Below are 24,397 nucleotides of genomic sequence, written 5' to 3'. Positions count from 1 at the left end.
AAAGAGTTAAATTCTTTGCCATATCTTTAGTAAATTCTAGCGACAGCTTATTTATTCGGGAATAGCGATTATATTTGCATCATGAAAACTTTAATTAATCAAGTAGATCATACCATGAAACAAATTTTGTACCTATTGTTGGGATGTCTGATCCCTTTCCAATTTCTAACAGCTAAAGTTTATCGTTCACCGGAAAAAGCTCCGGTAGATTATGTTAATCCGTATATTGGAAATATCAGTCACTTGCTGGTGCCGACTTATCCTACTGTTCATTTACCTAACAGTATGTTGAGGGTATATCCTGAACGTGAGAACTTCACAGGAAATACGATTAACGGTTTGCCGCTTATTGTAACCAGTCACCGGGGAAGTTCCGCATTTAATCTGAGCCCCTATCAGGGAGAATTGTCTGAAGTTAAAAGTACCATACGTTACGGATACGATAATGAAGTCATCAAACCTTATTATTACAGTGTAGATCTGGATGATAACGGGATATACGTTCAGTATGCTCCTTCACATCAGTCGGGTATTTATCAGATTGACTTTTCTCAAACAAATAAGCCTGCCTATCTTATTTTCAATACAGGCGATGGAGAATTAAAAACGGATGGCAAGTCGATTAGTGGTTATCAGAAATTAGGTAACCGGACACAAGTCTATATATATGTTGAAACAGATAAAGTTCCGCTTAAAATAGGTACTCACAAAGGAGCGTCTATCGATACTAACGATAAGACAACTAAGGGAAATAATGCTTTCTATATAATGGAATATCCGAAAGGAACTTCTTCTATAAATCTTCGTTATGGAGTCTCTTTTATTTCTGCCGAGCAAGCCGAAAAGAATCTTCATCGTGAAATCAAAGACTACAATCTACAATCTGTAGCCGATACCGGACGTAAGATATGGAATGAAACTCTGGGAAAGATTCAGGTGAACGGAGGTACGGATAATGAGAAAGCTGTGTTTTACACGTCATTGTATCGTACCTACGAACGTATGATCTGCATTTCCGAAGACGGCAAATATTTCAGTGCTTATGATGGAAAAATACACGATGACGAAGGCACTCCTTTCTATGTAGATGATTGGATTTGGGATACTTATCGTGCAACTCATCCGTTGCGTCTGATCATTGAGGCCGAGAAAGAAAGTGATATGGTCAATTCATTTATCCGGATGGCTTATCAGTTGCAACCTAACTGGATGCCTACTTTTCCTGAAATTAATGGAGATAGCCGTCGTATGAACTGTAACCATGGTGTCGCTACCGTACTTGATGCTTATAACAAAGGTATGCGTTCATTCGATTTGGAGAAAGCTTATAAAGTTTGTAAGGCTGCTATTACAGAGAAAACACTCTCGCCCTGGTCGTCCAAGCCGGCCGGAGTGTTGGATCAGTTCTATAAAGATCATGGTTATTTTCCTGCGCTTGCAGTAGGCGAGAAGGAGACAGTTCCCGAAGTTCATTCTTGGGAAAAACGCCAACCGATTGCAGTTACTTTGGGAACCGTCTATGACGAATGGTGTCTGGGAAATATTGCTAAACTATTGGGTGACAAGAAAGATGCAGATCATTTCCTGAAAAGAAGTTTGAATTACCAGACTGTTTTCAACAAGGAAACCGGTTTCTTCCATCCGAAAGATTCATTTGGCAATTTCATTCAACCATTTGATTATCGTTTTTCAAGCGGGATGGGCGGACGTGAATCGTATGATGAGAACAATGCTTGGGTATATCGTTGGGATGTTCCTCATAATGTGAATGATCTGGTAAATTTGATGGGTGGCAAGGCTCGTTTTGTGGAAGAATTGGAACGGATGTATAACACTTCTTTAGGAAAAGCGCGTTACGATTTCTATTCTCAATTTCCCGATCATACGGGTAATGTAGGTCAGTTCTCGATGGGAAATGAACCTTCCATGCACATCCCTTATCTGTATAATTACGCAGGAGAACCTTGGCGTACGCAGAAACGTATCCGTAACTTGCTGACACAGTGGTTCCGTAATGACTTGATGGGTATTCCCGGAGATGAAGATGGGGGTGGATTGACTTCATTCGTTGTGTTCTCAATGATGGGATTCTATCCGGTAACTCCCGGTTTACCTATGTATGTTATCGGAAGTCCGGTGTTTGAAGAACAAACCATTCAATTGAGTAATGGGAAAACATTTAAAGTGGTTTGCAAGAACTACGCACCGGAAAACAAGTATATTCAATCGGCCAAATTAAATGGAAAAACATGGAATAAGTCATGGTTTAGCCATGAAGATCTGATGAAGGGCGGGGTATTGGAATTTGTTATGGGTAGACGTCCGAATAAGGCATGGGCTGCCGGAGATGATGCGTTGCCGCCTTCTTTTGAAATGTAATGAACGACCTAATAGAAAATGAATTTATAACAAAATACAAATGAACACATTTAAGCTATTAATGGCAGCTTCTTGTTTGCTGGTAATGTCGGCCAACGGAATTGCCCAAAAAGATTATTCAAAGAGCGAAGGATTGTTACAGTATGTCGATCCTACTATTGGCTCCGGTTATCATGGACACGTATTTGTGGGTACGAGTGTACCTTACGGAATGGTGCAACTCGGTCCGAGCAATATCCATAAAGGTTGGGACTGGTGTTCAGCTTATCACCATTCCGATAGTATTGTCATTGGTTTTTCACATACTCATTTGAGTGGTACAGGATGTACCGACTTAGGGGATGTCTTGATTATGCCTTTGAATGAAATCCGTACACCCAGAGGGAATCAAGATGATATACGGGATGGATATGCTTCCAAGTATTCTCATGCAAATGAAGTTGCACGCCCTGAGTATTATTCTCTTGTTTTAGATAGATATAATATTAAAGCGGAATTAACGGCAACTGACCGGGTAGGTTTTCATCGTTACACTTATCCCGAAGGGAAACCGGCTTCTATTCTGATCGACCTGCGTGAAGGTAATGGTACTAATGCATATGAAAGCTATATCCGTAAGGTGGATGACTATACGGTAGAAGGTTATCGTTATGTAAGAGGTTGGAGCCCGAGCCGGAAAGTCTATTTTGTCTTGAAGAGTGATAAAAAGATAGAGAACTTTACTGCTTATGATGACAATACTCCGAAGCCTTGGGATCAGTTGAAAGTGGAGTCTGTGAAAAGCGTACTGACCTTTGGTAATGTAAAGGAAGTAAAGATTAAAGTTGCCATATCTTCGGTAAGTTGCGACAATGCGGCAATGAATCTGCAAGAGGAACTTTCTCATTGGGACTTTGACAAGGTTGTGAAAACGAGTGCTGACCGTTGGAACGAGCAGTTACAGAAAATGATTGTCGAATCGGATGATGAAGCTGCCAAACGTGTATTCTATACAGCACATTATCATACGATGATCGCTCCTACACTTTTTTGCGATGTTAATGGTCAGTATCGGGGAATGAATGATATGATTTACACAGATCCGAAGAAAGCAAACTATACTACTCTTTCTCTGTGGGATACTTATCGTGCTCTGAATCCGCTGATGACTATTACTCAAGCCGAACGAGTAGATGATGTGATCAACTCAATGCTTTCTATTTACCGCCAACAGGATAAACTTCCTATCTGGCCTTTGATGAGTGGAGAAACGAATCAGATGCCCGGTTACAGTTCTGTTCCGGTGATTGCCGATGCTTACTTGAAAGGATTTACAGGATTCAATGCCGAAGATGCTCTTCAGGCTATGAAAGCGACAGCTACTTATGAAAAACAGAATGGAATTCCTTTTGTAGTGGCGCGTGAATATATCCCTGCTGATAAAGTTCATGAAGCTACTTCCATCGCCATGGAATATGCTGTGGATGATTGGGGAATTGCTGCAATGGCTAAAAAGATGGGAAAGACTGCCGATTATGAAACATTCGCGAAACGTGCTCTTTATTATAAGCACTATTTTGATTCTTCCATTAACCATATCCGTCCGAAGATGGAAGACGGTTCATGGCGGACTCCTTACGATCCGGCACGTTCTATTCATGGAGTCGGGGATTTCTGTGAGGGTAATGGGTGGCAATATACCTTCTTTGTGCCTCAAGATCCGTATGGGCTGATTGCTCTGTTTGGTGGTGACAAACAGTTCACAGATAAACTCGATAATTTCTTTAAAAATACTGATAGTATGGGTGAAGGTGCTTCCAGTGATATTACCGGATTGATCGGACAGTATGCACATGGCAATGAACCGAGTCACCATATTGCTTATTTGTATACGTATGCCGGTGAGCAATGGAAGGCCGCAGAGAAAGTTCGTTTCATTATGAATGACTTTTATACAGATAAACCGGACGGTATCATCGGTAATGAAGATTGCGGTCAGATGTCTGCATGGTATCTTCTTTCGGCTATGGGATTCTATCAGGTAAATCCGTCAGATGGCGTGTTTGCTTTCGGAAGTCCTCGTTTTAAGAAAATGGAAGTGAAAGTACGTGGTGGAAAGGTATTTACTGTAGAGGCTCCGAATAACAGTAAGGAGAATATTTACATTCAAAAAGTTTATTTGAATGGCAAGCCATACGATAAGAGTTATATCACATATGATGATATTATCAATGGAAGTACCCTGAAATTCGTGATGGGTAAAAAGCCAAATAAGAACTTTGGTAAGGTTCCGGCAAGCCGGCCTATCGTTTTGAACTAATGTAAGTTCGATAGATAGTTGGTAATTCAATAAATGTTGAATTGATAATAACAAAGGCTTTTTAAAATACTTGAGTTAATAAAATTGCCGTTACTACATATTGTAATAACGGCGATTTTTGTTTTAGGAGGTTGAATATTCTCGCCTAAATATTATAATTAATCTTATTATTGTACGAATCTTTCGATTGTAGACTACACTTTTAGGAATATCTTGTGCTTATAGAGGAAATAGAGAAAATACCAACATACTCCGATATAGAAAATACTGCTAACGAAACTGTTCAGATAATCGGGAACAATTGCAATGAATCCTTTACTGAAAAATTCGGAAGCTTTTGTAAATCCAATGATCCGTTGTGCCAGATAAATAGTGATAGAATTCATTCCGATAACCGTGAAGAAGAAAGACCATTTCTTGAAGTTCAATACATCAATCACATAATAGAATAGGGCTATATGTATAAACCCAAGACCTCCTACGAAACATACAAATGAACTAGACCACAGTTTCTTGTTGATAGGCATTAACTCACCCCACAACTGTCCAACGATTACCAATGCAATGCCGATCAACAGCAAGTACAACGCTTTTTTTGCAGGAGTAACTTTGTCTGTTTCCCATTTTATGAATCGTCCTGCTTGCATTCCCAATAGAGCGGTTGCAATAGCTGGAATAGTGCTTAGGATTCCTTCAGGGTCCTGATATTTGCCCGCCCAAGTTCCGAACAACAGTATACGGTCTATCCATCCCGCAAAGTTCCCTTGTGGACTGAAATTGCTCGCTCCGGCAGGAGCATCGGGAGCTGGGACGAAAGCAATTAAGAGATAATATCCCACTAATATAGTTGCTATCCAAATAAGGCGTGCCCGTTGCTTAAAGTCCGTGTAGATCAATGCTCCGAACATCCATGCCAAACCGATACGTCCAAGTACGCTCATATATCTCATATGAGGGAAATCGAAGTTGAGCCCGTTATTATAAAGTATTCCTAGTAGAAAAAGGATAATTCCACGACGGAATATATCTTTCTGGATTTGGAATTTAGTTTCGTTCTTAGCCAGTTTATTAGCTAATGAGAAGGGAAAAGAGATCCCGGCAATGAAAAGAAACAGTGGGAAGATGATATCATGATGTTGAAATCCATCCCATTCAGCATGTTGCATTTGAATAGCGAGCCAGTCTGTCACAGGATTACTCCATATCTGCGATAGGGCACCCAAAAGTCCGGCACCTCCCATAATGAAAAACATATCAAATCCTCTCAGTGCATCTAACGAATGAAGTCTGTTCGATTTTTTTTGTTCCATGGATAAATGTGTGTTTTTAATGTAAATTAGAACTAAGTATAAAATTTACGATAAAAATAGTAATTTATTTCTTTTAGTGCATATTTATCTGCATGAAAAATGAACTTTTTTCGTATAAAGTTTGTAATATGAACGATTTTGCTATGTGTATAATGCAAAATGTTTGTTTATGGAACTCTTTTCTTTTGATTTGTTTTTCGGTTCGTTTCTTTTTAGGCATCTGTAAGCATGCTGATAACGATTCGAATGTTCTAGCTTTTATTTCTCTTCTACCAACCATTTTTCGATATTTCGTGTTGTAGGACTGAAATTCACACCAATTTTGAAAACCTTTTTGTTGTTGAGTTCAAAAGGTAAGATATAATGTTTATCGTTGATTTGCTGTAAAGCTTCCTCAGCTGTACCGTTCTCATACCAATCGCATTAGACACAGCTTTGCTCACTTTATAATTTCTTTGAACAAAAGTATGTGGTAAAGGACATTAACCCCCTATTATAGTGTATGCTGGATATTTTTTATTTCGTTATTTCATAAACATAAATAGAATATGGTTCATCAACACTTAATGCATACAGTTTATTATTGATAACAGTAAATTTACGGAATGGTCTATTAAAACAAATTCTTCTAAGTAAATCTCCTTCCCAACTCCATATTTGCAACTCCGGAATTATTTTGCCTCCTTCATTATACAACTGATTATTTGTAACATGTTCATAATATAATGAATACACTTTATCATTAGTAGCAAAGACCTTTCCCCTATACGGTTGAATACTACCGTCGTTAATTTTGTCAAATACATTTTTTTTATCTTCAATACCTTCCAAACATATCTCTTGAAGTAATTCCCCATAAATATTATATTGTCGAATTAAATTACGATATTGGTAAAAGTCTAAAATCACTCCTTTCTCTTGTAATCCTGCAGTGAATTTATAATTAAAAATTGCTAATTCTGTTCCATTCAAATAACCGTCTGTTATATACTCTCCAAAATCTGTATATTCTCCATCCTTATATAATAAATGTTCTTTTCCTTCTCCCGTAGTTAAGCCACTCATTATATAAATACCGTTATCTAAATGTACCAATTGGTTTATTGCATCGGGGATAATTATAGGTTTATTTAGTAAAATTAGAATAGAACTATCTTTTACCATTATTTCTCTCTCGACATTAGAGTCTAATAAATAAAAGCTAGAATCTGACAATGCAAAATAATCACCTCTAGGATTAATCAATTCATTAGGCCCTCCTCCTTTATAGCCTGATGAAAACTCATATTTCAAACTGTCCAATGACCAAAAAGAGATTGTGGGGTTAGTCATTGGCTCTATTAAAAGTATGTGGTTATTAAAACTATGAATATCCGTTGGATAAAGGATTTTTGATGAATCAATACAAAATTCATCAAATGTTCTATGCTCTAATTGCACACTATTTATATCAACCCTTCGAACATCTTTCTTCACAGTACATGATATAAATAATAAAAGTGTAAATATATATGTGTATATCTTCATTTTTTTTATATTTATAAGGGCTAATCAAGATTCTAAAAAGTTACTTTTTATCTTAAACACAGAATGTGTAAAGAATTGATTGTATGAAGTTTATCTTTTTAATTAGCCCTCTTTTATTTACGGTTTACATTTACCTCGATCTGAATAACTGACACATCTTGTATCTGCACAAGAACCACAATCTTTTACTGTACAATTGGCGTCATTATTTCCCTTTCCTGTAAAGCTAGAATAGCAAGTTATTTTACCTGAATCTACTTCGTCATTATTTGCTAACGCTTCAACATTGTTAATAATAGCCAAAGTCTTAGTTATAATAGATTGAGATTTGTAAAAATTATAACTTATCAATGATATCAAAAATATACATGATATAATATAAATATATTTTTTCATATTTCTACGTTTGTTTTTTTATTTAACATTCTAACTCTGTATTTATTCTTTCAACAGAACAGCAAAACACATTTGCTACTAAATAATATACTTCCTATCTTTGCTACATCTCCTTTTTATATAGTTGAAAAGCTGACAAGTGTTAATTTAGTGAAATTTACAATTCATCATCCTTTTCTTTTTAATAAAATTATTATCATGTTTTCAACCAAGAAATTAATCTGTTATTGGTTATTTATTAATATTTTCTATAAAATTAATTAATTTGAGTCTAAAAGTACAAAACAAGAAACAAAGCACCAATAAAAAAGGTGGACCATTTCGGACCAAATATTTATTCTTCAAAAAACATCCATTTCATCGATATATTTAAAAACAATTTTTTGATAAATACTAGTCAAAGATGTTAGTGGTCATTGCTAGATATAATATTTTTATCTTTTGAAGTTTCAATTTTCTGATTATAAGAGTACAAAAAGTCTATATCTTATATAAATTAGTAATTGAATTTTATTAGAAATAGGTGCTATGATACTGATTCTCATAATCATTGATTAGGGTACTGGCTTTAGAAAGTTATAAAAAAAGAATATATTACCAAATAAGTATTAGAATATTAAGTGATTGTTTTTGTTTGAAAAAGATTTTTTATCAAAAATAGAATTGGCCTTATTATGTTGAATGTTATATCACCCTTAGAGCTATAGTATTACTAAGGAATAGTGAAAAATAATTAAGAGATTGTTTAAGGGTAATTGTAGTAAAAGATAAAACAGATTTCCAAATCAGTTTGCCTGGAGAATGCTTTATTTGAAATGACCAAACTTGTAAGTATGGTCATGTACTTAGGAATAAAAAAGGTGACCGGGGAATTCATCCGTATACGAAGGTTTTCGTATACAGATTAATTCCCCGGTCACCAAAGATAAAGTTACTAAATCTACTTGCTGTTCTTTTTTACGATTTAGTAAACTTCCAGTTCATAAATTCTGGCAGCGTTCAGTCCGTTATCTTGTGTAGATTGTGTAATCAGCAATCTGACATAGCGGAATGAAGCCGGTTTGAATTGGCGTATCACTGTGTTCTTGTGATTGTCAATTAATGCATCGATTGTCTGCCATTCTTCATTCGGATTGTTTCTACCTTGCAGGAAGCAATCACTAGTGATGAATGAACTACCTTCATTTCCGGCATTTACCAGTTTCCAGCCACTAATTTCCTGTTCCTTTCCGAAATCGAAGTCGATGAAGTTGGGAGCTTTGTTTATATCGCACCATTTCGTTTCCAAATCTCCGTCAATAGCGAATTGAGCCTGTTCTTCTTTATTAACTTCACCCGAGCATTTGATGAGTTTAGCCTCTTTCAATAGGTTAACCTTAGCTGATGTATTAGAGGTTCCGGTTGTTTGCAGGGCTGTGCGGAACAATTCGGATGCAGGAGTTACAGAAGGATATTCTTCATTGACCAAAGTCATTGCAAATACTACAATATTAGGATTGTCGGGCAAAGTGATTGCAGTAGCACCTTTAGGAATATCCATGCCAAATTTAAACATATAAGTAAATTCATATGCTTCGTCTTTCTGTGATGAATGACGGTGTGTGCCTACATAAGCAATTTCTGCATCTTTCAAGAATCCTTCCGTATGTCCTAAGTGTCCCCATTGACCGATGAAACCGGTATAAGAAGGTACAGTTATTTCTTGTGCTGCATTACCTATGTTGAAAGTTGCAGTAGCGTCAGTACTTGTAGAAGCTGCTAAGAAGTAAATACGATTATAAGTATTTCCTGCGGGCAGTTGGATTACGTTACCTTTGCAAGTTACACCGTTAGCTACTTCTTTTTCTCCCAAACGGAAAGAAATACCATTAGCAGTCAGGATAGAGTCGGGAAGGAGTTCGGCTGCATAGCTGTAACCGGATTCGAAGTTACCCTCATGACGGAATTCATTCCAACTGAAACATTTACGATCATAGTCTAATGGTAAATATTCATATTTCATAGCCGGAACAACAGCGTCTTTTTTCTTCAGTCTTACTTTGAATGTTTGGATGTTGTATGGTTTGATAGATACATTCAATTGATTCTTGTTGAAGTCGGCAGTTCCAATTGTTTTCTCCGTTCCGTCTGCTAATACAGCATTTTCTATTTCACCGGCAAAGGTAATAGTAGCCTTTTGAGTTTCTTTACCACCTGTTTCGTATACGCGTACTACATATTCATCAGAAACTTCTGCCTTTTTCAATGCCTTGATTACTACCTGATCATTGTCTGAACGTACAAAAGCAAATTCTTTGCCCAATTTTCCGGCATGTTTCGGACTGTTGAATGCTTTGATCGGCTGGTTCAAGATTTCAGCTTTGATAGCAGTTGCAGGTTTGTTAAGGGCTCCGTTGTGACCTACAATGCTGTAAGTAAATGTGTGGAATCCAAAATCCTGTTGATCTTGATAAGCATAATTTCCTTTTGTTTCAGGAGTATGAAGAAGAGTCAAACGGATGGTGTGATTGTTCGGTTTATCCCAGCCATATTTGCTGTCGTTCATTACAGACACACCGTAGCTGTTGTCCTTGTCAGTCAGGTCAGCCCATTGTTGAGCGTATACTTCGTAAGCGATTTCAGTGTTATTTCCACGCTCAATGCTACCAATTCCTAAATCGTAGGTTGCTTTTTCATTCTCGATGTTTAAAGGAAATTCAGCTTTGAGCAATGCGTTTGGTGAGTTCCAGTTGATTTCATTATAGAAGTCGATTCGGTCGGCACGGTCACCTTCATAGAGGCGAATGTATTGCTTGAAGAGTGATTTCCCGTGTTTTTTTTCTATGCAAAGAGCTTTACGGAGCGTGCCATTTTCTACCAATGTCACTTTCACATCGTCTGTGATAGAAATCGGATCATGGTCTGTAGTCTCTTTCAATACTTCCCATGCAGGCCATGAGTATGATTTGTTTTCTGTGAAGAGTGCCAGACGGATTGCTTTTCCATCTTTAACCATTTCTTTGTTAGCACGCTTATCAATCAGAGAAGTAATGTCTCCGTTTTTGTCTAATGTAAGTTTATAGACTGAGTTCTCCAATGTATTGGATGCAGATGGCGTGATTGTTTTACCGGCTCCTCCTGTACGTACATCATATACGGAATATCCGTTGGCGGGAATATTAGCTGCTACCAACAGATGAGCTTTTCCATTTTGGTAGCCAATCAGTTGTGAAGAAACCTTTTTGCCTTGTGCATTATAGACAGTAAAACCGTTCGGAGCTTTCGGCATTTCAAGGATGATTTCTGCCAGGTCGGATACGGGGAAAGCATTTGCATTATAAAGAATAACTGCTGTACCCTTTGCACGTGTATCCATTTGTTTGGCAATGGCATTTACTGAAGAAGTAAGTGCTCCTGCAAACTCTTTTAATGAGATCAACTCATCGTTCCATGAGAATTCGTATGCACGGGGAATACTGGTTCCTGTCAAGTCATCGTGGAATTGGTGGAAGATGAATCGTTTCCATGATTCTGATAATGCCTGTCCGGGATAGTCTGCTACACCCAGCCATTCAGCGGCAACAGCAGCTCTTTCGGCTGCATCACCTAACTGTTCGTTTTGGCGATTGTATAGTTTCATGGCAGCTTGTGAAGTGTAACAGCCTGTACCGTGAACGTCCATCAACAGTTCTCCGTCAAATACCGGAAGTTCAGAATGTTTGTCATAAGGCAGGTAGTCTTTATAAAGCTGGTCACTGGTAGCACTGATAATCTCTATCGGTCCGTTTCCATGCACTCCTTTTTCCAAAGCACGTACACTTTCCAGCGTAGGTGAACCTCCTGTGTCTCCCGCACCATAATAACGGTATACGGTGTTGAGAGGTGTACGTTTTACCAGATCTTTCAACTCTTTACTTTCTGAGAGATCTTCGTCTTTCCAACGGTGATTGTAGTCGTAACCATGTGCCAACATCACTTGATTTCCATCTATTCCTTTCCAAAGTCCGATGGTGAAAGGGTGTTTGCTTTTTCCGTAGAAAGGATGATTACGCCAATCAAGTTTTTGTGAAGAAAATCCGATCAATCCACAATGCGAAGCAATGGTAGGAAGTGTCCATCCGAAGCCGAAGCAGTCCGGCAGAAAGATGTCTGTTCCTTCTTTACCAAATTCTTGGCGATAGTAAGTTTGTCCGAGCATAATATTACGGATAGCCGATTCGACGGAAGGAACTAGTGCGTCACTGGCTTCCCAGCTACTTCCGGCAATATGCCAACGTCCTTCATTGATGAATTTCTTCATCTCTTCATATTGCTCCGGATAATATTCTTTCATCCAGGCGTATTTCACACCTCCTTCAAAATTGAATATGTAATCCGGATACTTTTTCAGCAGAAATAAGTTTCGGCTGATAGTGTTCCATACATACTCGTTGATTGTTGTCTGAATATCCCAGTTCCATTGAGTATCCAGATGAGCGTCAGCAACAAGGTAAGCTTTTGCTTTTTCGCCCTTTGCACTGTTTTGCGCAAAACTGCCTCCGCTCATAACCATAGCAAGAGCCAGAAAAGCTACTTTTTTATTCATCATGTTTTTAGTGGTATTATTATGTTTGAATGTTAATAATAGCAACAAAGGTAACAGAATTAATTTGGTATGATAGTCTGAATCGTAGTTTTTTACAAAGGTGGCATGAAAAGTTACTTTTCTGGCAGAAAAGGATATTACTTGGGTTTCTATTGACGACCTTTCGATAAGAAGGTAAGGAGATTGGAAGTTAAGGTAATATCGTGTTGTATTACCTATGTCTATGGATACTCCTTACACAATGAAATAATAATTGAAATTATCTTGCACCTTACACCTTAATGCTACTAATAAACTGATTATCAGAAAGAAGATAGTGTGCAAGATATATGTTGCAGATGTGTGCAAGATAAAACATCTTGCACACATCTGTTTATTTAATGAACATGTTGTTTCAAATCAAGAACTAGATAAAAATGTTGTTCCAGCTGCTTGAACAAAGTGTTTCAACCGTACAAAACACTTTGTTTCTCTAATGAAAACACTTTGTTTCAAGCTTTGGAACACTTTGTTTCTCTAAGGAGAACACTTTGTTTCAAAGCTTGGAATACTTTGTTTGCATAGGATGAAGCTTTCATTTTATACGTGGTTACGATTAGTTCATCAGGTGATTCTTTTTTATTGTCTTTTCTACCGTTTTTAGGGTGATAGGTGATAGATGGGGTGATAGGTTAGTTTATAACCTATCACCCTCTGAAACTACTATGAATAAATGGATACAGAAGGTTGGTGATAGGTTGATAGAGAAAATGATGTTTTTTGTTAGGAGGACCTGAGTTTGAATATTAAGATATAAAAAATAAGCCCTTGCTTTCGTTCATTGAGATAACGGGATGCAAGGGCTTTATAATTGATTATTATTGGATACTGTTCAGCAAATCCACTTTCCCTTCATTGACAAGTTTCAGTATCAATTCTCCAAACAGCGTATTTTGCCAGGCAAACCACTTACGTGTAAACTTCTTCGGATCATTTTTGTGGAAAGATTCATGCATAAAACCGGTGTCAGCGTCCGTATCCATCAACATTTTAATGCAAGTTTTGATCTCTGCATCGTTTTGGCTGGTGAATGCCTTCATCATAATACTCATCGGCCAAATCATGTCATATCCGATGTGGGGACCTCCGATACCTTCACCGGCAGTTCCTTTGAAGAAGTAAGGATTGTCCTCACTCCAGACAAACTTGCGGGTATTCTGATAAATCTTATCGTTCACTTTCACATCTCCCAAATAAGGCAGAGCGATAAGGCTGGGTACATTAGCGTCATCCATCAATAACTGATTGCCGAATCCATCAACTTCAAAAGCATAGATTTTGCCATATTTCGGATGCTTGTATACTGCGTACTTCATCAAAGCTTTTTCTACTTCATCTGCCAATGTAGTACATTCTTTGGCTAAAGCAGGTTGATGATTGACTGTCTCCAGAATCTCGGCTGCTTTGCGTAAAGAAGTTACGGCGAAAAAGTTGGAAGGAACGAGGAATTGGAAAGTAGTGGCATCATCAGAAGGACGGAAAGCTGAAGCTATCAGTCCGACCGGTTTCACCGGATTTCCCCAGCCGTCGTTAGTCATAGTATCAAGTGCACGTTCTGTTTTACGTTGGAATTTATACGGACCTTTCGGATTTTCTTTGCGTTGTTGTTCTTTGAATGTTTTCAGAACGTTTGCGATAGCCTGCAGCCATTCATCTGTGAAGACGCTTGCATCACCGGTAGTCTTCCAGTAATGATAAGCCAAACGGATTGGATAACAAAGTGAGTCAATCTCCCATTTACGCTCGTGAAGTTCCGGTTTCATATCTGTCAGGTCACTCATCCAATCACCTCCTTCGGCTCCCATGTTGAAAGCATTGGCATACGGATCGATATTGATACATTTAAATTGGCGGTTGATTACTCCTGCCAGCATTTTCTTTAGCTTCGGGTCTTTGTTGGCGAGTTGTACGTAGGGCCAAACTTGTGCACCTGAATCACGTAACCACATGGCATGGATATCACCGGTATAAACGAAAGTATCGTCTGCTCCGTCATAATGTACGGTAGTATCCAACGTATTGGGAAAACAGTTTTCAAACATCCAGGCTAGCTTGGCGTTAGTTAGCAATTTCTTGATATGGGCAATCTGCTCTTCTACTGCTTGTGATACAAACAAACGTTTGGATGCTTCCGGGCGTTTGGTCTGAAAATCAGTCACTCGGATATTGTCTTGCTTGGTGACAAATTCATAGGTGTTCATGGCCTGTACGCCGGCAGCTCCGGAAAGTGCCATGCAGAGGCAAAGTGTTTTAGTTATGTTCATTCTATTTTTTCTTTAAATAATTAGTAATCTGATTCTCCCATAAGGGAGGGAAAGGTTACATTTTATTCGTATATCTTTGTGTCAGACGATTAGGGGTAAATCAATCCATTTACTTTTGATGACGTTTGTCAAACTCCAATTCTACTTTTACCGGAAAGTGATCCGAAGGAGTACGTGCCTGATAAGCCTTGATCGTAATCTCCTCCGGGCAGTCTTTTGCGTCTGCCTTATTCCCACTACCTTTACTACGGTAAGTATCAGTCAGCACACCATATCTTTTGACATGGAAAACCGGTGAAACGAACACATGGTCGATACGGCTTTCGGTAAAGTTGTTCGGATTGAAACTGTTGAACGTTCCATTCGTTGCATAACGGAAATCGCATTTCTCATAGGAATCGCAAAGTACGCCCTTTTCAACAAAAGCATTGTAGGATTGGTGGGTCTGATCCACATTGAAATCCCCTGTAAGGATTGCCGGAAGATTGGCTCCCAGTTCCTGCATCTTCTTCTGAACGAGGAAAGCACTTTCAACACGTGCTTTCTTGCCGACATGGTCCATATGCAGATTGAAGAACAGGAACTCGAATCCGGTATCTTTGCACTTAAAGTGTCCCCAGCTACAAACGCGGGGCAACACAGCATCCCAACCTTTACTAGGCACATCCGGTGTCTCCGACAACCAGAAGTCTCCTTTTTCTATCACATCAAATTTGTCGGTGCGGTAGAAAATAGCGGAGTGCTCGCCTTTTTCTTTTCCGTCATCACGTCCTACTCCAATATAATCATAGCCGGGAAGAGCTGCTTTCATGTCTTGTAACTGATGAAGGAAGCATTCCTGTGTGCCAAAGATATCGAAATCATGGTATTGTACCATTTTAGCGACTACAGGATAGCGTTGTCCCCAACCATTTCCATTAGCAGAATCAGACTTGTTGGCATTTCTCAGATTATAAGAAGCAACAGTAAAACGGGTCGGCTGATAGCTTTGGCAATTGCAAAAGACTATAGCGACTAAGACGATTAGTAAAAGTTTTTTTAATTTCATGTTTTTAGTTTATCAAAGTAGATAGATCAATTGTCAGGTGTCAAAATTACAACTTTTTATTCAAATGAGAGAGAATAAGGAGCATCTTTTTCATTTGTTCCACGTTGTTTGTTAGGAACAGGACTCATTTGATATTGTATATTTGCACCTTTCATCAGCTGATCGTGTGTCAGATAGTTGTGGTTATACATCTTTCCGTTTACTTTCATATCTTTGACATAGAAGTTATCCATACTATTGTTGTTGGCGTTGATTGTAACAGTCTTTCCGTTTTCCAGATGTAGTTTTACTGACTTGAAAAGTGGAGTTCCCAACACATATTGGTCTGTTCCCGGACAAACGGGGTAGAAACCAAGTGCAGAGAATACATACCAGGCAGAAGTTTGTCCGTTATCTTCGTCACCACAATAACCGTCAGGACCGGCTGTGTAAAGCTTGTTCATGATTTCACGAGTTCTTTGTTGAGCTTTCCAAGGTTCACCGGAATAGTTATAAAGATAAACCATGTGCTGGATAGGCTGGTTACCATGAGCATATTGTCCCATATTCATAACCTGCATCTCGCGCATTTCGTGAATTACACCACGACTCTTCATTCCTAAATTACTTGGAATTACGAATACAGAATCCATCATAATGTTGAACTCTTTCTTGCCTCCCATCAAATTGATTAATCCTTGTGGATCATGGAAAACACAGAAACTCCAATGCCAACTGTTGCCTTCGCAGAACTCGCCGCTCCAGTCTACTGCATTGAATTTAGGATTGAATACGCCTTTGTCATCCTTACCTACCATGAGTTTGCGTTCCGGATTGTATACGTTCTGGTAGTTTAAAGCACGTTGCTTGTAAATGTCAATTTCACTTGCCGGTTTACCTAGCTTTTTACCTAATGTATAGATCGTCCAGTCATTATAAGCATACTCCAATGTACGGGCAACATTCTGACCTACTCCGATATTGGTTGGTACATATCCATATTTATTGTACGCCTCATAAGCTACACGTCCGGAAGCTGTTTTCGGAAGATGTGCATTGGCGTCATGTTTCAATGCTTCCCAAAGAGCCTCAATATCATATCCACGCAAGCCTTTGATATAAGCATCGGCTACTACAGAAGCTGAGTTGTTGCCAACCATACAGTCTCTATGCCCCGGACTTGCCCATTCAGGCAGGAATCCGCTTTCTTTGTAGGCATTTACCAATCCTTCTTGCATCTTCTGATTCATAGACGGATACATCAGGTTCAGGAATGGGAATAAACAACGGAAAGTATCCCAGAATCCTGTATCTGTGAACATATATCCCGGCAATACCTTACCATTGTAAGGGCTGTAATGTACTATTTGTCCTTTGGCATCTATTTCATAGAAACTACGTGGGAAAAGCATTGAACGATACAAGCAAGAGTAGAAAGTACGCAGATTGTCGATGTTGTCATCTGTTACTTCTATTTTGCTCATTTCACGATTCCAGATGTTTCTTCCTTCGGCAACCAGTTGGTCAAAACTGTTATTTCCCAGTTCTTTGAGATTTAATTCTGCCTGTTCGGGGCTGATGAAAGAGGAAGCAATGCGGGCATGAACTGTTTCTCCCTTTTTAGTTGCGAATCCAATAATAGCTCCGGCGTGATTACACTGTACTTCTTTTTCGTTAGTAAGAATCTCGTTATCTTTAACGGCAGAAGTGAATGTGAACGGTTTGTCGAATTCAATTACAAAGTAATTCTTGAAATTTTCGGGCACACCCCCACTGTTTCTGGTTGTATAACCAATAATCTTGTTCTTTTCGGGCATAACCTTTACATAAGAACCTTTATCGAACGCATCGATAACAACGTATGAGTCCTTTGTTTCCGGAAAGGTGAAACGGAACATAACGGCACGTTCAGTTGGCACTAATTCAGTAGTAATATCATGATCGGCAAGATATACCTTATAATAATAAGGTTTAGCTATTTCCGCTTTGTGAGAAAACCAGCTGGCGCGTTTGTCTTGGTCGAATACTGCCTCTCCTACAATCGGCATAATGGAAAACTGACCGTAGTCATTCATCCATGGACTTGGCTGGTGGGTCTGTTTGAATCCCCGGATTTTGTCCGCATTGTAAGTATAAGCCCAACCGTCTCCCATCTTACCGGTTTGCGGTGTCCAGAAGTTCATTCCCCATGGTAGCGCCGTGGCGGGATATGTATTTCCCGTAGAAAGTTCGAACTTAGATTGTGTACCTACCAAGGTACTTGCATAGTCTACCGGATTTTTGATGGCAGAAACTTGCAGACTACAGAATACAGCACTTCCCCAAATTAGCAGGTGCTTAAATGATAAATGTGTCATCATGAATCAATAAAATTATATATTTAAATAGTTTCTACGACGAAAATAGGGAGAATACAGAAGGTGGCATTAAGAATAGAGAATGCAAATCACATATTGGCGCTATTATTAACTATTATGGCGCTGTTTTTTACTTATATCCTGCCAAAAATAGTGATTTGAAAGATTTTTTCTATACCTTTGTCATAGAGCAATTCTATGAATGAAACACTATGAAGAAACACTCCATTTTACTTCTGTTTTTTATTGTAAGTCTGTCGTTGAATACAGCTTATGCCTATAATCTGAAGCAGATTGCAGATAAGGAATATATGTCCAACAGTGCTATAACTTCCTTATGTCAGGATGAACGCGGACTAATGTGGATCGGAACTTGTGACGGTTTGAATATATATGATGGACAAGAAATCGAAGAATTTAAGCCCCATGACAAGGGTGAATATTTATCTGGCAATCTGATTGACAAAATCGTTTGTACTGGCGAGGATATTTATTGGATTCAGACTTATTATGGACTGAATAGGCTGGATCGCAAGACAAATAAAATTACCCGATATAATGAATTTCGGAAACTGTTTTTTATGAATAAAGATAATAACGGTACTTTATTTATTATTCAGGATAGCAACAGTATTTACTATTACCATAAAAGGGAGGGTGTCTTTAAGAAAATCAATATTACGGGAATTCCCGTTTCAGACATTATCACTTTCTTTTTTGATATATACAATCGTATGTGGGTCGTAATGAGAGGGTATAACCGTTGTTACGATGTACAATTAGAGAGTTCAACAGGCGATATAACTTTAATTCCCCAGAAAAGCGGTTTAGATTATCAAACATCATTGCTTTATTGTTTCAACGATGAAGAGTCTCTTTTCTATGTTGATAAAGAGTATAACTTCTATGTTTATCATATCCCGGCTAAAAAGAATGAATGGATTACAAATTTAGGCAAGGAAATACAGACGCGCGGCAAAATCTCTTCCATTATTAAGTATCATAATAACTATTTTGTGGGTTTTATAATGGATGGTGTTCTGATGTTGGAGAAGCAGAAGGATAGTAATGAATATCAGATTCAGCAATTACCTATTAATAGTGGGGTCTTCTGTTTGGCGAAAGACCGTTTTCAAGATGTGGTATGGATTGGTACAGACGGTCAGGGAGTCTACCTTTATTCTAATCCTTTTTATTCAATTAAGTCAATTGTCTTAAATAATTATACGGCAAAGATCGGACGTCCGGTGCGTGCATTGTATCTGGATGCAGAGAAAACTTTCTGGGTGGGTACTAAAGGAAATGGTATTCTTAAGATTTATGATTACGAAGTGAATAAAAATATTTCCGATTGCCGGACGGAAACGGTGACTACTGCGAATAGTGCATTAGGTAGTAATGCTGTATACTGTTTTGCGGAAAGTTATCGGAATGTCTTATGGATAGGTGATGAGGAAGGACTGAACTATTATTCTTATCGAGAAAAACGCATGAAGAAAGTACCAATTTTAATTGGTAATGAGAATATTAAGTATATACATGATATCTATGAAACCACTGAATCGGAACTTTGGATGGCAAGTGTCGGAATGGGAGTAATCAGAGCACGCATTGCAGGAACACCGGATAATCCGGTTCTTGAAGATGTACAGCGTTATGTAATCAATGAAGGAGAATTTAGCTCGAACCACTTCTTCACTATTTATTCGGAGAGTGATCGCAACTTATTGTTTGGTAATAAAGGATATGGAGTGTTTAGTTTCAATGAAATAACCAATGGCTTGGAACCGTTTTCAACTCATAAATATTCAAATATGACATTAAACAATATTCTTGCTATCAGTAAAGACAGTAGTAATAATTATTTGTTTGGTACAAGTTCCGGATTAATAAAATATACTTCAGAAACTTCATACCGGCTTTTTAATGTCAAAAATGGCTTCTTGAATAATACCGTTCATACTATACTGAAAAATGCACCTGATGATTTCTGGATGAGTACTAATCTGGGATTGATTAATTTTGATTCAAAACGAGATGTGTTCCGTTCATATGGCTTCGGAGACGGACTAAAGGTTGTTGAATTCAGCGACGGAGCTGCTTTTAGGGATCCGCAAACGGGAACTCTGTTTTTTGGTGGAATCAACGGTTTTGTGACGATTCAGGCGGATGGACTCCCTGAACAACTTTATATGCCTCCAATCTATTTTGATAAACTTTCTATTTTTGGAGAGCAATATAACTTAGGTGAGTTTATCACTAAGAAGAAAGAAGACGAAGTCCTGAATTTGAAATACGATCAGAACTTCTTTGCCGTATCTTTTACTTCCGTCGATTATTTAAATGGAAATAATTGTGTTTATTTCTATAAATTGAAAGGACTAAGTGATCAATGGATTAATAAAGGTAAAGAAAGTGCAGTCTCTTTTATGAACATGGCCCCCGGTGAATATACCTTATTAGTAAAATACTATAATAGTGTATTCGACAAGGAAAGTGAAGTCTACTCTTTAGTGATTCGCATTGCCGATCCTTGGTATGCCTCTTGGTGGGCTTATCTAATCTATGCGATATGTCTGCTTTCTATTACTGCATTATTGATACGCTCTTTCATCCTCCGTACTCAACAAAGGAAACGGGAGCTGCTGAATGAAATAGAAAAGCGTCATCAGAAAAATGTTTTTGAATCAAAACTACGTTTCTTTACGAATATAGCTCATGAATTCTGTACTCCGCTAACATTAATTTATGGTCCCTGCGGACGGATTCTTTCTTCTAAAGGACTTAGTAAGTTTGTAGTAGATTATGTGACAATGATTCAGACAAATGCTGAACGACTGAATAACCTTATACATGAACTTATCGAATTCCGCCGTATTGAGACAGGTAACCGGGAAGTACGTATTGAATCATTGAATGTTTCTTCCATCATGAAAGGCATAGCTAAGACTTTCGTTGAAATGGCTAAATCAAGAAATATCTCTTTTTTAAGTAAGATCCCGGAACAAGTAACTTGGAATTCCGATAAAGGTTTTCTAAATACTATAATTATTAACCTGATTTCCAATGCTTTTAAATATACTCCGGACGGAAAGGGAATCAAATTAGAGTTGGATATAACAGAAAACAATCATCTACTTTTTCGCGTTGCCAATGAAGGGAGTTATATTAAAGAGGAAGATTATCAATATATCTTTAACCGTTACGCTATACTGGATAGCTTTGAGAATCAAGATGATAAGAATTTCTCCAGGAATGGTCTCGGACTTGCTATTTCTTATAATATGGCTAAACTCTTGGATGGTACTCTGAAAGCAGAGAACACTCCGGATGGATGGGTCTTGTTTACCTTAACTTTGCCGCAATTGGATTTGACAACAGAAGTGAATACTTCCGAGCGGATAGCTTCTGAATATATTCCTAAGATAGATACACAGCCAAGACTAAAGTTACCTGTTTATGAGTTTGATAAGATGCGCCCTACCTTGTTGGTAATTGACGATGAAGTGGAAATGCTATGGTTTATTGGTGAAATCTTTTCTAGTGATTTTAATGTATTGACTCTGCAAGATGCTTCACAATTAGACCAAGTTATGAATGAAGTATATCCGAATGTGATAATTTGTGATATTATGATGCAGGAAGTCAGTGGAGTTGAACTTATTAAAAGAATAAAATCAACGAAAGAAACTTCGCATATACCTATTATTGTAGTCTCCGGACGACATGAAATGGAACAACAGATGGAAGCTCTTTCTGCCGGAGCAGAAATGTATATCACGAAACCTTTTAATGCAGAATATTTACGTATCTCTGTAGGGCAAGTGATGGAACGTAAAGAGGTATTGAAGAATTATTTTAGTTCTCCAATCAGTTCTTTTGAAAAGTCCGATGGAAAATTAACTCATAAGGATTCTAAGAAGTTCCTTCAATCTGTACTAAAGATTATAAATGATAATATTACGAACAAAGAACTTTCGTCACGTTTTATTGCAGATAAGTTAGCTATTAGCTCTCGTAGCCTATATCGTAAGATGGAAGAAATAGGTGAAGATAGTCCGACGAACCTAATCAGGGAATGTCGTTTGCATATAGCAAAAGACTTATTACTGACGACTAAAAAGACGATTGATGAAGTTGTATTTGAATCGGGTTTCTCAAACAAGGTAACCTTTTTTAAATTATTTCGTGATAAATATGAATGTACTCCAAGAGAATTCCGGGAAAAACATTTGGGGGAAGTAGAACGTAATTGATGTTCTTTTGAATGATTATTTATCTGTAAATAGTAGGCATTCATTGTTTAATCTTTCATTATTTTGCATTTCATAGCCGTAACAATATAATGTAATTGTGCCAAAATAGTAAATATACGTGCCTATTGTTCTAAAATATGTTCCCTTTGTACTGAAAGGTAGACTAATATCTTAATTTTATCGATGAATTAATAGAATGAAAAACATGTTTAAATTTTATCTTAAAACGATGAATCAATACTACAATCCTTTGTCTGCATTTCTTTAATCAATAGAGTTGTTATCTTTTTATTTCGTTCGAATTAAATTTAATGTATTATGAAATTTACAAAGTATTTTATTTTCGTCTCACTGCTTTGTCTTTGTGCATGTAGCGATGATGACGATAACCAAAACAATGGAACACCTGCTGATATGGTTGAGCTGAAAGTCGATGCCAATGAAATGAATATTGTGCAGGGCGAGACCCGACTAGTTAATATTGTGTCTGGCAATGGAGAATATACTGTGACTTCTGCGAATGAAGAAGTCGTTACAGCTGAAATCGACGGTAATAAGATAAAACTGACAGCTGTGCCTGGAGAAAATAATGCTCAGGGTGTAGTATATCTAAAAGATAAGTACTATCAGCGTGTTAAGATCCAAGTAAATACAGCTGCAGAGTTTGATTTAAAACTCAAAGAGACCTCGTATACACTCTATTCGGATGTAGAAGGCGAAGATGAAGCTATGGTCGAAATATGTACAGGAAACGGAGGATATTCATTAGAAGTAGAGGATGAGAATCAATGTGTTGAAATTTGGGGTAAAGATCAGCTTGAAGATACTGAAAAGTTTATTGTAAAAGGTATCGGACAAGGCAGTGCGGAGATTAAGATTATTGATAGAAAGGGTAAAGAGGCTTTGGTTACTTTAGAGGTAATTGCTCCGAAACCGATTCTGACAGACACAGATGGAGATGTTATATTAATTAAGGCGAATCAAGGAAGCCAACAGATGAAAATTACAAGTGGTAATGGGGAGTATAAGATTCTGGACGCAGGAGATACAAAAATTATCCGTTTGGAAATTTATGGTAATACGGTTACAGTATACGGAAAAAAGGCTGGAGAAACGTCATTCACTTTGACTGATGCTAAAAAACAGGTATCACAATCTATCCGTGTAAAGATTGCGCCGGATAAACGCTATGCCATGAACTTAGGTAGAGATTATGCCGTCTGGACTCACTTTGCTGAGATGTCTGGTGCTGGAGCAGATGCATTGAAAGCAAAAAACAATAACTTCAAATTAAAAAAGATGACTTGGGAATTAATCTGCCGCATTGATAATACTTATTGGTTACAGACACTCATGGGGAAGGAAGGGTATTTTATTCTTCGTGGTGGTGATGATGGTGATCAAGGAGTAGAAGGAGGGAACCAATGGAGAGTGATTGATTTGGTTGGAACGGGAGACAAGTTGAAGTTGAGGACTAGACATGATGTAATTAAACTTGGAGAATGGATGCACCTCGCATTAGTAGTAGATTGTGATGTGGAACAGAATGATCCACAAAACAAGTACAAACTTTATATTAATGGCAACAAAGTGGATTGGGGTGAAATAAAAGAGAATAGTATAAATTTCTCTGAAATAGACCTTTGTGCAGGTGGCGATGATGGTAAAATCTCCATAGGAAAGGCTTTTGATAATGTACGGTTCTTTGGTGGTGCTATGCTTGAAGCACGAATTTGGTCGGTTTGTCGTACGGAAGATCAGCTTAAAGCTAATGCTTGGAATTTTGTGGAAGAAAATCCGGAGGGGCTGTTAGGACGTTGGGATTTTTCGGCCGGTGCACCCGTTGCTTTTATTGAAGATGGAACTAACTCCGATCATGAGTTATTGATGCATGTATGTAAATATGATAGTTTTAATAATATAGAATTCCCCATGGATAAGTTCGAAGAAGTTCCTGTAGTAGTGCCTTTTAAGTAAAC

Annotated in this window: 10 protein-coding genes and 1 pseudogene; 4 read left to right on the top strand and 7 right to left on the bottom strand. The window is 37.9% G+C overall.

Going from position 1 to position 24,397, the window contains the following annotated elements:
- Positions 1–114 precede the first annotated feature (114 nt).
- A complete protein-coding gene (locus EJF25_RS11935) occupies positions 115–2,379 on the top strand; it encodes a GH92 family glycosyl hydrolase (RefSeq protein WP_125041295.1) in 2,265 nt (754 codons plus the stop codon).
- A gap of 40 nt (positions 2,380–2,419) precedes the next feature.
- Entirely contained in the window at positions 2,420–4,678 is a 2,259-nt protein-coding gene (locus tag EJF25_RS11930) for a GH92 family glycosyl hydrolase (RefSeq protein ID WP_125041293.1), read from the top strand.
- A 194-nt stretch (positions 4,679–4,872) separates the two neighbouring features.
- Here EJF25_RS11930 and EJF25_RS11925 read toward each other — a convergent pair whose 3' ends face one another.
- The 7 genes and pseudogenes from EJF25_RS11925 to EJF25_RS11895 form a co-directional block, all read right to left on the bottom strand.
- Positions 4,873–5,988: an acyltransferase family protein gene (locus tag EJF25_RS11925; RefSeq protein ID WP_125041292.1), complete on the bottom strand. Its 1,116-nt coding sequence runs from the start codon at positions 5,986–5,988 to the stop codon at positions 4,873–4,875.
- Positions 5,989–6,246: 258 nt separating this feature from the next.
- A pseudogene (locus EJF25_RS11920) lies at positions 6,247–6,396 on the bottom strand (PD-(D/E)XK nuclease domain-containing protein); the annotation flags it as partial.
- Positions 6,397–6,504: 108 nt separating this feature from the next.
- Positions 6,505–7,464: a BF3164 family lipoprotein gene (locus tag EJF25_RS11915; protein ID WP_160119408.1), complete on the bottom strand. Its 960-nt coding sequence runs from the start codon at positions 7,462–7,464 to the stop codon at positions 6,505–6,507.
- 1,411 nt (positions 7,465–8,875) lie between these two features.
- On the bottom strand, positions 8,876–12,475 hold the full coding sequence (locus EJF25_RS11910; protein WP_125041463.1) for a beta-sandwich domain-containing protein: 3,600 nt from the start codon (positions 12,473–12,475) through the stop codon (positions 8,876–8,878).
- An 857-nt stretch (positions 12,476–13,332) separates the two neighbouring features.
- Positions 13,333–14,715 (bottom strand): glycoside hydrolase family 125 protein, encoded by a 1,383-nt coding sequence (locus EJF25_RS11905; protein WP_370685719.1) that lies wholly within the window; start codon positions 14,713–14,715, stop codon positions 13,333–13,335.
- A gap of 172 nt (positions 14,716–14,887) precedes the next feature.
- Positions 14,888–15,826, bottom strand: coding sequence for an endonuclease/exonuclease/phosphatase family protein (locus EJF25_RS11900; RefSeq protein ID WP_125041287.1), 939 nt, complete (start codon positions 15,824–15,826; stop codon positions 14,888–14,890).
- A 56-nt stretch (positions 15,827–15,882) separates the two neighbouring features.
- Entirely contained in the window at positions 15,883–18,165 is a 2,283-nt protein-coding gene (locus tag EJF25_RS11895; RefSeq protein WP_125041285.1) for a GH92 family glycosyl hydrolase, read from the bottom strand.
- A 209-nt stretch (positions 18,166–18,374) separates the two neighbouring features.
- Here EJF25_RS11895 and EJF25_RS11890 point away from each other — a divergent pair, with 209 nt between their 5' ends.
- A complete protein-coding gene (locus EJF25_RS11890; protein ID WP_125041284.1) occupies positions 18,375–22,418 on the top strand; it encodes a hybrid sensor histidine kinase/response regulator transcription factor in 4,044 nt (1,347 codons plus the stop codon).
- A gap of 318 nt (positions 22,419–22,736) precedes the next feature.
- Positions 22,737–24,395: a LamG-like jellyroll fold domain-containing protein gene (locus EJF25_RS11885; protein ID WP_125041283.1), complete on the top strand. Its 1,659-nt coding sequence runs from the start codon at positions 22,737–22,739 to the stop codon at positions 24,393–24,395.
- Positions 24,396–24,397: the final 2 nt, after the last annotated feature.

It is taken from the genome of Bacteroides faecalis (assembly GCF_003865075.1).
GTDB classification, from domain to species: Bacteria; Bacteroidota; Bacteroidia; order Bacteroidales; family Bacteroidaceae; genus Bacteroides; species Bacteroides faecalis.
The sequence above is the reverse complement of the archived record's forward strand: the minus strand, read 5'-3'. Positions and strand labels throughout refer to the sequence as shown.